Origin of the sequence: Collinsella sp. An7 (assembly GCF_002159335.1) — a bacterium.
Lineage (GTDB): Bacteria > Actinomycetota > Coriobacteriia > Coriobacteriales > Coriobacteriaceae > Coprousia.
On sequence record NZ_NFHP01000004.1, the window covers coordinates 93,798 to 105,507 of the forward strand.

Genomic DNA, 11,710 nt, shown 5'->3' on the forward strand with positions numbered 1-11,710 from the left:
TTAGCCGACTTACTCGTACTTGTGGGACAGCGGGCCACGGTAAAGCTCTTCTGCCATGTCGCCGTCGAATCCTATGATTGCATCCTGCACCTTGGGGTCGAGCAGGTTGAGCGACCGATACTTGTCGTGCCCCTCGCTCATGGAACTGATAGAGAGCACTTGGACGAATGTGTCGGGATACTCGCGCAGGTACTCTACGTAGCCCTTGAGCTTCGGAACGGCGTCAGCGAGGTACGAGCCGTGCGGATCGATGATCGAGGGCCGGATTGTCCCCTCCGCATCACGTACGAAGAAGATGAAGTCGGGATGTACTGCCTTGCGGCCGACGGGTGAGGTGTACGGAATGGAGAAGGCGAGGGGTGACATGCTTTCCGCCGGATTACGATAGAAGGCCACGGTTCGGGGCCGCTCAAGCTCTCGGCTCACTACGTAGGTTTCATCGTCGTTGAGGTCGAGCGGGCAGAGGCCGTCCTCCTCCTGGACGATGTGCTTGGGCCAGCGCGTCTCTGCCGCCTTGACGTTCACGGTTTCCGGCCACTGCATGTGCGTAGTGAGCTTGCTCCCCGTCTCGCTCTCCAGTTCACGGTAACGCTGCTTGTGCTTGTCGCTCAAAAGGTCGTACTCCGTGGAGCCCTTGTCGAAGAGGCCCACGCGTTCGGTCTTCGCCCACTCACTCAGCGCCGTTACGACAGATGCTGTGCGACATGCCGCGGCGAGGTCGAGGTCCATTTGTCTGCGAGTCTTTCCCTCAAAGAGGAGGCGCTTGCGATAGGCGTTGGTGAGCTCGCGTCCCCCGAAGACGGCGTCGGCTTCGCGCGCTGCCTTGGCAATCCCCTCGTCATCAACGACGACCTCTTCGCCGCGCTCGGTCACCTCATTGCCGTGACGCTTGTCGATACGGATGAGCTTGGTATTGGTGGTCTCGATTTCGGTGCGAACGGGCTCGACCTCGTCTTCGCAGCTGACGAGCGCCCCCGCGAGGTTGCGGGCGAAGTCCTCGTTGACGCGCCTGCCGGCGTCGCGGTCTATCCCTGTGTCCATGAAGAGGGTGGCTGTTCTGAGGAGGCTCACGAACTCGTTGCGCGCCTTCTTGGGATTGCGGCGCACCTCGATGCTCTCGAAGGCCGCCCGTATCCCGTCCCACTCTTCATGAGTAAACGAACCATCTCGAGGGCTTAGCGGCTTCGGAGGCGCCATGGGCGTAGGCTTCACCACGCTGTCATACTCGATGTTTACAGTAGCACCCTGCTGCGGATGATTGCCATCGGATCCCTCGGTTGGTGGAGTCGATACGAAATCAATCTTTGTCTGGACATTCTCCGGGTTTTCGCCGAGTTCGAACTGATAGCCCGGCTTATTCTTTTCCGCCTCGCGTCGGGCTGCCTCAGCCCTTTCATAGGCGATCTGCTCCCGTTCGTAATCCTCCTGCGTGCGGGGAGCCGCCGCGCGTACTGTTACGGGCTGAACGGTAACCTTCGCCACTGCGGTGCCGCCCATCTCGTCCGTCTTGCCAGTGAGGTAGTCGACCACTCCTTGCGTGGCATCTCTGTTGAACTGAGGCAGATAGCATGCTATTGAGTTGAGCAGATCGTCAGCCTCGACTCGACGCGCGAGCGGCGTACGGACCATGCGGCCGATGAGCTGCGCAATGTAGGTGGGATCCTTGCGATTGCGCTGGGAGAAGATAACCTCGGCTCTGGGGCAGTCCCATCCGTTGGAAATCGCTTCCTTGGCGAAGAGCACCTGGATGTGGGGGCTCGCCTGCACGAGCTCGGGTCTGACGTAGGGGATGAGGTACTTGCCCGCGGCAAGGTCCTTGTGGTCTCCGAACACGTTGGCGAACGACGCGGCCTCATTGAGCCCGGGCACGATTTTGCAAATCTGGTCGCACATCTCCTTGATGCTCTCGGTGGACTGCTTGTCCTTGACCTGCACAATCATGAGCGGCCAGACGAACTGCTCGCCCTGCTCACGGCAGTACGTGTCCCAGTGCTCCCGGCAGAGCTGGAAGCGCTCGGCTGCCATGGTGAGGTATTGGTGCTCAACGGGGTCGTCGCTCTCGGGAACGCGCAGCTCGATTGTGTCCTTAATGAGGCCGGACTCTTGGACATCTGTCGGCGACACGCTGACCCGTGCCTTGCGGTCGCGGTCCCGCATGCCGTCCATGCGGGCCTCGAATCTCTCCGGGGTCGCCGAGACGCCCACGACCATGGGCATGGGCGCCCTGTCCTCGTAGCCGTTCACGATGTTGCCGTATATGGTCTCCGTCGACTTACCGCCAGAGGCGTTTGTGCCGAATCCGCGATGCGCCTCATCGATGAAGAGGTAGAGGTTCACAGCTGGGTCCTTGATTGTGCGGTCGAGCACGTCCCAGAACACGCGGCCGGAATTCTCCTCGCCTCCCTTCACGAGCTTGTTGCCGCGTCCGAGAAGGTCCTTTGAGAGGAAGTAGACATGGCGTGGGTCGAGTACCTCATGAGCAGCGCAGAACGTGTTGCCCACGTCCTCCAGGCAGCGTGTGTCGCCCGGCCAGTCGGCGAGCTTGTCGGAGCAGGATACGAATCGCGCATGGGTCTGCTCGTTCAGGCTCGGGGAGTCGGAGACCCAGAGCACGGTGGCGCGCTCGTCGGGTAAAAGACCGAGCTCGTCGTTGCCGAAGAACAGCGCTTCGATAACGGCGGCGCACATGACCGTTTTGCCTGATCCCGTGATCGAGGAGAGGCAGACACTCGACAGGGCACCGTCTCGTTCGTATGCGGAGCGCATCTGGCGAAGGCGATCGTAGAGCGTAACGACCGCATTTGTTTGGAAGTCTTTGAGCTCGACTCTCATCTCTTACCTCACTGCATCCTCGGCGGCGATCTTGAACGATCGCAGGTAGCTTTCGTACAGTCTCACGCACTCGAGGTCCCCGAGCTCAGCTTTTACGCTGGCGAAACGCCCGGCGTCATCTGTCACGATGAAGACGCATGAGAGCGCAGGCTTTGAGCGCACGGAGCCGACAAACTCGCGCACGCAGCTGTAGTCGAAGAGGACGGCGTAGGTGTCTGCGACGGCGAAGCCTCTCTCTTCGTGTCCGATCATTCTCCCACGGGCGCCTGCCCTGAGCCAGAGCAGGGGCGCGACCTCCTCGAAAGCGGCTCCCAGCTCCACGGCGTCGGGATTCTGGTAGGTGAGGTCGAAGAAGACTGCGTTCTCCTCGAAACCGTCCGCCATGGGAAACTCGTCGGTAAACTTGTAGTCGCCCTTTATGGGATCTCCGTCCGGAGTGCGCCCAGTGATAGCGGCCCTGATGCGAGGCTTGGTTATATACTCGCAGATGCCGAAGTGCTCCCACTCGGGGTCACCATGGCGATAGCCCTGCTTCGTAAGCTCCTTTTCCTCCACCTCTGAGACCTCGTTGTTCGTCACGCAGATGCAGCGTCGATGGCCGCCGTCCTGGTGGTTGAGACGCATAACCGCGTGGGCAGTGGTACCGGAACCAGAAAAGAAGTCAAGCACGAGAGCATTAGGGTTGTTTCTGATCACGAAAGAGAGCGCATCTTCAACTGCATACAATGATTTTGGATAAGAGAATTTCCTCTCGGGCAGTAGCGCCCCGATTAAGAGAGAGCCATGTGTCTCTGCATTATGGGATTTCTTGTTCCATACGCGTTTCGGAATAACCCCTTTTTCAACTCTATAGCTGCATATTACGGATCCGTCTTCATTTCGCCCAACAATGCGAATGGACCCTGATTCTATGGCGTTAACAGTACCCTCCGGTAAATATTTAATTGTGATGTTGCGCATTCCCTTCCGTTGGGTAACGCTGGATCGGATATACCCTTTCGATAAATCTCTTCTTGCAGTAGAAGGGGTTATTCCCCAAATCCCCTCTGTGCCGTTTTTCCTTAAAGGCCAAACGGCGTCGCATCCTTCAGGACACGGCACGGAATTTCTTTCCACATTGTCCGCAATTGAATCTCCGATTGATTTTATGAACCCTGTTTCAGAGTCAACAAAAACCGGATAGAACTGGTCTTTTCGCGCACCACGCACCGCACTTGGTTCACGCCGACGCATCCCCAGCCAATCAACATCTTTACCTAACTTCTCTTTAGAATTGCGGGTATTATCAAGCATGTTGTCTGCGCCTAAGCCAATTTCGGCTTCGCCAATTCGGACAAAAAAGAGATACTCTTCAACCCGAGAAAACTGTCCCGCACGCGCTACTCCCTTTGCGCTTATAACGGTGGTGATCATCTCGCTGCCGCAAGACGGGAACAATTGCTCCAACAGCAATCCAAGCCGCAGATATTCTTTTTCATCAATTGCCACAATTAGAACTGAGCTAGCTGGATTGAGCAACTTCTTCGCGAGCTTGAGGCGACGCTCCATCATGGCGAGCCATTTGGAGTGACGGTACTCGTCGCTGCCATCAACGTAGTCGTTGTTGTATTTCCAATCCTTCGCGCCTGAGTTGTAGGGCGGATCAATATAGATGCAGTCAACCTTGCCTGCGTAGCAGAAGAGCAGGCTCTCGAGTGCGTGGTAGTTCTCACCGTTGATGACGACCTGATAGGGCTTGTCGCCGCCGCGCTCCACGCGCCCAGTTTCGCGGAGACCTGCATAGATAGGCTGGTCGTACTCCGCGACCGCCACGAGGTCGTCAACATTCGCCTGTCGCGGTTCTTCGTCGTTTTCGTTGTAGCTGTTGGTACGATAAGCGGTGAGGCTGGCAGTGCTCCCGCAGATGGCGTCGACGAGCCAGAGCAGCTTGGAAGCGGCACCCTCTTTCTTTCCACGCTCAGGGAGCACTTGGACCACGTCGCCGGCAGACACGGCCTTTCCGTAGAGCCTCATACGCTCCGGGCGGTTGTGCTCGAAGACGAGACCGAATTGCCGCGAGGCGGCGAACGCCCTGATTTCCGAGGCGAGCACATCGTCTCCGAGGCGAGAGGCGCGCTCAATCATGTCCTGTATTTGAGCTTGCGCTGTCTGTGCCATGGCTAACCCTCCGCTGCGCTCTGGGCGCGGCGCCTGCGCTCTTCGCCCATCATCTGCCTGAACAAATCGATCTTTTTCATACCGGACCTCTGGGCCCAGCGCTCGAACTCCTCGTACTCCTTCGTCGTCGTGTTGAGGAGCAGGCAGGTGTGGTCCATCGGGGTGGGGCCCGGATTTTTTCTTTCCTGAGACACGCTCTGACCTCCCGTTTATCTATATTCCATATATTTATTATATGGGATATAGGAAGACCGAGGAAGAGCGCCCTCGCCTTTTCGACGTGAGGATTACTTTTCAGCTAGGGAACTGAGCTGGAGTTTGTTGCGATCTACGAGTAATGCGAAATCCGGACTGAGCCACATGCTCGACTCTCCCGGTCCGAGGACGAGAGGCATGCGGTCGTGGATGGGAGCAACGCTCGCGTTGGGCGTGGTGGTCACGATAGAGAAGTGGCCCTCCTCCTGGATGGCGGCGAGCAGGAATGCCCGGGCGCTGGGGAGGCGGAAGCGGTACTGGCGGCGGACGGGCTTGCCTGTCTGCTCGCTTATGACCTTCTCTGTGGCGCTGGACTCGTAGAAGGCGCGCACCGGCACGAGGCAGCGGCCGTGCGCGATGGCCTTAGCCCACATGCCGCGCCTCCCACGTCGGAACTGCTCGAGTGCGGACTCTATGCGGGTGTTGAAGACGGCGTGCGGCTTGCCGTCCAGCGGAAAGCCCCACTCGAGCTTTGCCACAGTGAGGGCGCCGTCCTCCTTGGGGACGTAGACGGCGACGGTGGAGCCGGGATGCGCGTCGTGCATGGCATCGAATTGCCAGTCGTCGTCAAGCGCGTGGCCGCGCCCGCTATCGCGGGCGTCGAGCACTGCCTGGGCCTCCTCCACTGTGAGCGGGCTGAACCGAACGCACATCTCTCCTCCTTCCGTTGCGGACATTATCCCCCGGCAACACCCCTTTGTGACACGCCCGTACCCTGACCGAGACGTTAGGGTGCGGGCTTTCTCTTTGCCCGCCTTACGGAAAGGACGGGACATGGATGGCTTGCAGGACGGGACGCAGCAGGTCGACGAGGGCGCGGCGCAGCAGCCGGAGCCGCAGGGCGACCAGGCGCAGCAGGCGCCGGCGCAGGTAGGGTCGGGCGACGCCGCGAGGGCGCGCGCGGACTACGAGGCGGCGCTCAAGGAACGCGACGCGAGAATCGCGGAGCTCGAGGGCGAGATCGCCGAGGCCGCGAAGACGGCCGAGAGCGCGGAGAAGCTGCGCGCCGAGATGGACGAGCTGCGGCGCCAGGGCGACGAGCAGCGAATCGGCTTCGAGCTGCAGCTCGCCGGCGTGCGCAACGTCAAGGCCGCCCGCGCCCTTCTCGCCGACTACGACAACGACGTGGAGAAGCTCAAGGCCGCCGAGCCGTGGCTGTTCGGTGCGGGTGCGGCCTCTCCGGCGCCTGCGGGCGCCACCGGGCTCCCCAACGCGGGAGCCGCGGCCGACGAGGGTTCGCAGATGAGGCGCTGGCGCAGGATCGCCGGCATCGAGGACGACAGGGAGTAGAGCATGCCGAGCTCAATCGCATACACGAGGAACTACACGAGCATCCTGGACGAGGTCTACAAGCGCGCGGCGTGCTCGACGTGCGTGAACAGCCCGCGCCGCATGGCGCGCGCGGGGCGCAACGCCAAGGAGATCATGGTCCCGAAGATCGAGGTGTCGGGCCTCGGCGACTACACGCGCAACATGGGCTACAAGACGGGATCCATCACCTACGGGTTCGAGACCAAGACGTTCAACTACGACCGCGGCATCAAGCTCGTGGCCGACGTGGTGGACGCGGGGGAGGCCGACGCCCTCGGCCGTTTCGTCGCCGCCGGCCCCGAGCTGCAGCGCACGCCGCCATCTTTTTACTGCCAGTGGCGGTAAAAAGATGGAGGTAAAAGCAGGCACCACTGGCCCACGAGGAGTTCCACCCTAACTTGTCAGTTCGCAAGACGAGTTCATTAAGATGACCGTGCTGCCATCTGACTTCATGACGGCGCTCATCGCTCGATCCCGTTGCCGAGAACCGCGAGGACTCGCCTTGCTTGAAATTGGCCGATGGTGGTATAAACCATATCGACAGTACCCCACACGCGAGCGGCAACGCAGCGAACCAGGCGGGGTCATCTTTTTCTCCGCTTCCAGAAGCAACGACCTACGTCGAGCAGCTCTCCAAAATGAAGGGGCGAGGCCTCGCCGTTGCCGACGAGGGGCTTGCCATCGCCCGGCTGCGCGACCTGAACTACTATCGGCTCCGCGGCTACTGGCTCACGCTCGAGCGGGACGGTTCCTTCATCGAGGGCGCGAGTTTCGATGACATTTGGGAGATCTACCAGCTCGATCGTGGACTTCGCACGTGGCTCTGGCGCGCGATAGCACCCGTCGAGATTAAGCTGAGGACCCAGTTCGCCTACTACTTCGCCCATCTGTGCGGCGCCGACGCTTATCTCAATGTCGAAAACTACAGGAGTGCCTCCGGGTTCCAGAAGGCCGTCTCGAACTTCGAGCGAGAGAGGGACAGGGCCTACAGCCAAGGCGTGCCCTGCGTGGTTCATAACATGGATAAGTACGGAAAGCTGTCGGTTTGGGCAGCGGTGGAGTGCATGTCGCTTGGCACGCTCTCGATGCTCTATGGGAACCTCGACCCCGACACGGGCACCAGCGACAGCTCGAGAGGGGTTCAGGCGGAGGTCGCGGAAGCCTTTGGCACAAAGCCGTACTACCTGAGAAGCTGGATGCACCATCTGACCACGGTCCGCAATATTGCCGCCCACCACGACCGCTTCTACAACCGCGTGATGACCATCCGTCCCGCTCTCCTGAAGAGGGACGAGAAGTGCGTCAGACGACGCGACATGAGCAAGCAGTTCCCGACCTTCCTCGTGATTCGCAGAATATACGAGAAGTCTTGGCCTGAGGAATGGGAGTCGCTCCTGGATGAGCTTGCCTCCTGCATCGAACAACATCCTTCCGTCAGCCTTATCCCCATGGGTTTCCCGAAGGACTGGATGAGCAGGATGGGCGCGGCTACGTCCAGGGCGATCATCCCGAGGACGTAGGGGCAGTTCCAGCGCGAGAGCGGAGCCTCGTCGCCGCGGATTCCCGTTGCGCGCGAGGGCTATGCGGACGACCCCCGACGGCTCGCGGAGAGCTACGTCCTGCTCATCGGCGGACTGTTCGCATGAGGGCGCGCCGACCGCGCCTCTCGACACTTCGCAAAGGGGCGCACGAGGACGACCTCGCACCCCGTTGCCTGAATGCGGGCCGCCCGTACCGAGCCGGTCCGTACTGCCTAAATTAGCTCGGAGCTAATGAAACCATCCCCTCGAATCCCTATGCTGGGGCCTACGTTGCGTTCCCTCGAGAGAAATGGGTGATAGGGATGGGCAAGAGCGTTTGGGTTGGAAAGAGCTTTGGGCGTCGTGCGGTTGTTGCGGGTCTTGCGGCGGCGCCTTGCATCGCGCCAGTGGCCCTCACGGGCTGCGGCGACGATGCGTCGAGCGGCGGGGACGCACCCGCGCAGGAGCAGGAGGCGCCGAGCACGCTCGACCTTGCCGTGGGCACCTCTGCCGAGCTCGATAACGGCCTCACCATCACGGTCGACTCGGTGGACACGAGCCTCGTCGACTACGACGGGTCGGCCATCGTCGGCGTGCACGTCACCTACGTCAACGGCAGCGAGGACACTGCCAACTATAACCCCTACGACTGGAAGGGCGAGGACGCCAACGGTGCCCAGGAATCCACGGTTATTTACGTAGATGCCGTCGACCAGCTGAACTCGGGGTCGCTCGCCGCGGGCGGTACGGTCTCGGGCAACATGTACTTCAAGGGCGGTACGCAGAAGCTTCTCTACTTTGCCAACACCCTGCTTGACGACGAGCCCACGGCGAGCTGGAACCTCGCCTAGCCGTCGAGCGCGATCCGGTCTGCCCGATGGGCCTGCCCAGTGTGGAACAAGGGGGATTTCATGAAAGAGAAGAAGAACATTCCGCTCATCATCGCCATGGTGATCGGCGTTGCCTACGCGCTCTACTCGCTCTGGTATTGGATGGCCGGCGGTGCCGCGGCGCAGGCGGGCACAGATTCCGCTGCGCAGCTTGGTGGGGCGATGGCCGCGGCGATCGTGATGCCGCACGTGATGGTCGAGCTCATCGCCGCCGTCTTTAACGTGCTGGGCGTCGTCTTTGGCAAACCGGCTTTTGCGCTCACCGCGGGCATTCTCTATGCGGTCGCGATGGTGCTCTTTCCGATGTACTTTATGTTCGTCATCGTCGAGATGGTGCTCTGCTTTGTTGCCTTTGCCCAGATGCGCAAGGCACGGCGCGCATCGTCCGGGCAGTAGCCGCTCGCACGACGCCAAGGCAAACGCAACCGATGGCAGGGAGCGGGCACAAGCCGCTGCACCCTCGCAATGAGGACCGGGGACGCGACCGGGCCCGTGAGACGCGGGCCCGGTCGCGCGTTCGGCGGCGGGCGCAGCATGGTATGGTGCAGAGGGAGGCGACAACGGGCTCGGAGGGGTGCTGGAAGATGTTTGCGAGTGGTGCGGATCGTGGCGGGCGGCGCGCTGTGGCGGCCGAGGGCACGCGCGGCGGGGAGCCGACCTGCGCTGCGGCGTCGGCGGCTACTCAGGCGGACGCCGAGCCGGGCACTCCCGGTGCCGTGAACCCGCTGGTAGAGGAGCCCCTTACCGAGGAGCTCCTCGACGAGCTCCTTGCCGCGCCGAGCCCCGTGGCCTTTACCGAGGCGCACGGCATCGCTCACCGGACCCTCGCCGAGTACCTCAACCAGCTTCTTGCCGAGAAGGGCCTCAAGCGCGCACAGGTGGTGCGCGAGGCGGGCCTCAACGAGACCTTTGGCTACCAGATCTTCAAGGGGCAGCGCGGCGCCGGGCGCGACAAGGTACTGTGCCTTGCGCTCGCCATGGGCTGCGACCTTGTGGAGACGCGGCGCCTGCTCAAGACGGCCGGCGTAAACGAGCTCTACTGCAAAGATCGGCGCGACGCCATCATCATCTTCTGCATCGACCGCGGCTTTACCCTGCAGCAGGTGGACGACGAACTCTACCGGTTTGGCGAGAAGACGCTAGGGGAGTGAGACCGGCGGGCGCGGAGCGGGTGTTCTTGCCCGGCGGATGCCCTCGTCCCGTGCCTGGCCCTCGACATGCGGGCCCCGTCGGTTCGGCCGCCCGTTCCACCTCCGTTTTGTCGACCTCCTTGGCCCCGTGCTACCATGTGCCCCATGGATACCCAGACACAGCAACCCGATGACCTCGAGCTCTACCTTGCCGCCGTGGCGCGGGAGGGTTCCTACGCTGTGGAGCGCCCGCTGGGCTCGGGCGATAGCGCGGGCAGCACTGAACTCGTGATGTTTCGTGGGGTGGACGGCGCCGCGCTCGGGCCCTTTGTGCGCAAACGGATCGACCTCGCCACCGGCGTGGGCGGCGCGTACGAGGCGCTGTGGGCCGCCGAGCGCGCGGGGCGGCGCTTTAGGCATCTGCCGCGTGTGGCCGAGTGCTATAAGACCGGTTATGAGCTTGTAGTTGTTGCGGAATATGTGCCCGGGCGCACGCTCGAGGAGGAGGTTGCGGTGTGCGGCGCCTCGCCTGAGCTCGCCCGGCGCATCTTTCCGGCGCTTTGCGAGGCGGTGGGCGAGCTCCACGAACTCTTTGACCCGCCGCTCATCCACCGCGACCTCAAGCCCCAAAACGTCATCGTGGCGCCCGAGGGGCTCTTTCTCATCGACCTTGGCATAGCACGGCGCTTCCACGAGGGGGCGGGCGCCGACACTGTGCGCTTTGGCACCCGAGCCTACGCGCCGCCCGAGCAGTACGGCTTTGGCCAGACCGACGTGCGGAGCGATGTCTACGCGCTCGGCATGCTCCTGTGGTACTGCCTGGTGGGCGAGGAACCGCCCGTGCCCTTTGGGGAGGCTGCGCTCGCGCAGGTCGGGCGCACCTATGCGGAGGTCATCGCACGGGCGACGGCCTTTGACCCCGAGGCGCGCTACGCAAGCGTGCGCGAGCTGGGGGAGGCGTTTGCCCGGGCAAGCGGCGGCGCTCGTGTTCCGCGCGGCGACGGCCGGCCGGGTGAGGGCGAGCGTGCGAAGGCGGCTGAAGCCGCGCTCACGCCCGCGCCTGCATCTGCGCCCGCGCCCGCCGCCCCAGAGCCCGTGCAGCCCGCAGATCCGTACGAGCCGGGCGAGCAAGCCGCGTCCCCGCGCCGTCCGGAGCGCCAAGGAGGCTTCTTCCGTCGAATTGCCGCCTGGCCCCGTCGCATCGCCGCCTGGGCCAACCGGCTACCCGCCCCGCTCGGTATCGCGTGGAACGTGTTCGTGCTCCTTATCTACCTGCTGCTCGCCTCGTCGTGCGTCTCGGCGGTCGTGCAGCCCACCGAGGCCGATCGCGCCTACCCCGTGTGGTTTCTTGCGCTCGAGTACCTCGGCATGACGCTCTCGTGGGCTAGCGTCTTGGCCTACCTGGTGCTCGACAAGCGGCGCCTCCGCCGGCGCATCCCCCGGCTCGCCCGGCGCACGTGGCGCCAGGACGCCCGCCTCGCGCTCATCGTGGTCATGGCCACGCTCACGGTGACGGTTGTCGCCCGTATGACCCTCGGCTAGGGCGGTAAAAATGGGTCAGTTGGGGACGTGTTCCGTTTGACCCATTTTTAGCCCTCATCTGCCACTGCCACGG

11 protein-coding genes are annotated in these 11,710 nt (G+C 62.4%); 7 read left to right on the forward strand and 4 right to left on the reverse strand.

The annotated features are described in order from the left end of the window. Positions 1 to 9 precede the first annotated feature (9 nt). From B5G20_RS05935 to B5G20_RS05945, 4 genes are all read right to left on the reverse strand, one after another. Entirely contained in the window at positions 10 to 2,832 is a 2,823-nt protein-coding gene (locus B5G20_RS05935; RefSeq protein WP_087355882.1) for a DEAD/DEAH box helicase family protein, read from the reverse strand. 3 nt (positions 2,833 to 2,835) lie between these two features. After that, positions 2,836 to 4,989 carry a DNA methyltransferase gene (locus B5G20_RS05940; protein WP_087355883.1) on the reverse strand — a complete coding sequence of 718 codons (2,154 nt, stop codon included), beginning with the start codon at positions 4,987 to 4,989 and terminating at the stop codon, positions 2,836 to 2,838. 2 nt (positions 4,990 to 4,991) lie between these two features. Beyond that, positions 4,992 to 5,147 (reverse strand): hypothetical protein, encoded by a 156-nt coding sequence (locus B5G20_RS10350; RefSeq protein WP_158094407.1) that lies wholly within the window; start codon positions 5,145 to 5,147, stop codon positions 4,992 to 4,994. 129 nt (positions 5,148 to 5,276) lie between these two features. Further along, positions 5,277 to 5,897, reverse strand: coding sequence for an SOS response-associated peptidase family protein (locus tag B5G20_RS05945; protein WP_087355884.1), 621 nt, complete (start codon positions 5,895 to 5,897; stop codon positions 5,277 to 5,279). A gap of 121 nt (positions 5,898 to 6,018) precedes the next feature. Here B5G20_RS05945 and B5G20_RS05950 point away from each other — a divergent pair, with 121 nt between their 5' ends. The 7 genes from B5G20_RS05950 to B5G20_RS05980 all read left to right on the forward strand — a co-directional run bounded on the left by B5G20_RS05950 (position 6,019) and on the right by B5G20_RS05980 (position 11,637). Further along, entirely contained in the window at positions 6,019 to 6,534 is a 516-nt protein-coding gene (locus B5G20_RS05950; RefSeq protein ID WP_087355885.1) for a hypothetical protein, read from the forward strand. A 3-nt stretch (positions 6,535 to 6,537) separates the two neighbouring features. Further along, complete coding sequence (locus B5G20_RS05955) at positions 6,538 to 6,900, forward strand: hypothetical protein (protein WP_087355886.1); 363 nt, start codon at positions 6,538 to 6,540, stop codon at positions 6,898 to 6,900. 161 nt (positions 6,901 to 7,061) lie between these two features. Then, on the forward strand, positions 7,062 to 8,075 hold the full coding sequence (locus tag B5G20_RS05960) for an Abi family protein (protein ID WP_143750233.1): 1,014 nt from the start codon (positions 7,062 to 7,064) through the stop codon (positions 8,073 to 8,075). A 323-nt stretch (positions 8,076 to 8,398) separates the two neighbouring features. Further along, complete coding sequence (locus B5G20_RS05965; RefSeq protein WP_087355888.1) at positions 8,399 to 8,926, forward strand: DUF4352 domain-containing protein; 528 nt, start codon at positions 8,399 to 8,401, stop codon at positions 8,924 to 8,926. A 60-nt stretch (positions 8,927 to 8,986) separates the two neighbouring features. After that, the gene (locus tag B5G20_RS05970) at positions 8,987 to 9,361 is read left to right on the forward strand and encodes a hypothetical protein (RefSeq protein ID WP_087355889.1); all 375 of its coding nucleotides are present in this window, start codon (positions 8,987 to 8,989) and stop codon (positions 9,359 to 9,361) included. 143 nt (positions 9,362 to 9,504) lie between these two features. Next, a complete protein-coding gene (locus B5G20_RS05975; RefSeq protein WP_239286897.1) occupies positions 9,505 to 10,116 on the forward strand; it encodes a hypothetical protein in 612 nt (203 codons plus the stop codon). Between the two features lie 144 nt (positions 10,117 to 10,260). Beyond that, on the forward strand, positions 10,261 to 11,637 hold the full coding sequence (locus B5G20_RS05980) for a protein kinase (protein ID WP_204207686.1): 1,377 nt from the start codon (positions 10,261 to 10,263) through the stop codon (positions 11,635 to 11,637). The last annotated feature ends 73 nt before the right edge of the window (positions 11,638 to 11,710 follow it).

Coding starts and splice junctions, on each gene's coding strand:
- B5G20_RS05935 (WP_087355882.1), bottom strand. CDS start 2,832: ATGAGAGTCGAGCTCAAAGACTTCCAAACAAATGCGGTCGTTACGCTC.
- B5G20_RS05940 (WP_087355883.1), bottom strand. CDS start 4,989: ATGGCACAGACAGCGCAAGCTCAAATACAGGACATGATTGAGCGCGCC.
- B5G20_RS10350 (WP_158094407.1), bottom strand. CDS start 5,147: ATGGACCACACCTGCCTGCTCCTCAACACGACGACGAAGGAGTACGAG.
- B5G20_RS05945 (WP_087355884.1), bottom strand. CDS start 5,897: ATGTGCGTTCGGTTCAGCCCGCTCACAGTGGAGGAGGCCCAGGCAGTG.
- B5G20_RS05950 (WP_087355885.1), top strand. CDS start 6,019: ATGGATGGCTTGCAGGACGGGACGCAGCAGGTCGACGAGGGCGCGGCG.
- B5G20_RS05955 (WP_087355886.1), top strand. CDS start 6,538: ATGCCGAGCTCAATCGCATACACGAGGAACTACACGAGCATCCTGGAC.
- B5G20_RS05965 (WP_087355888.1), top strand. CDS start 8,399: ATGGGCAAGAGCGTTTGGGTTGGAAAGAGCTTTGGGCGTCGTGCGGTT.
- B5G20_RS05970 (WP_087355889.1), top strand. CDS start 8,987: ATGAAAGAGAAGAAGAACATTCCGCTCATCATCGCCATGGTGATCGGC.
- B5G20_RS05975 (WP_239286897.1), top strand. CDS start 9,505: ATGGTGCAGAGGGAGGCGACAACGGGCTCGGAGGGGTGCTGGAAGATG.
- B5G20_RS05980 (WP_204207686.1), top strand. CDS start 10,261: ATGGATACCCAGACACAGCAACCCGATGACCTCGAGCTCTACCTTGCC.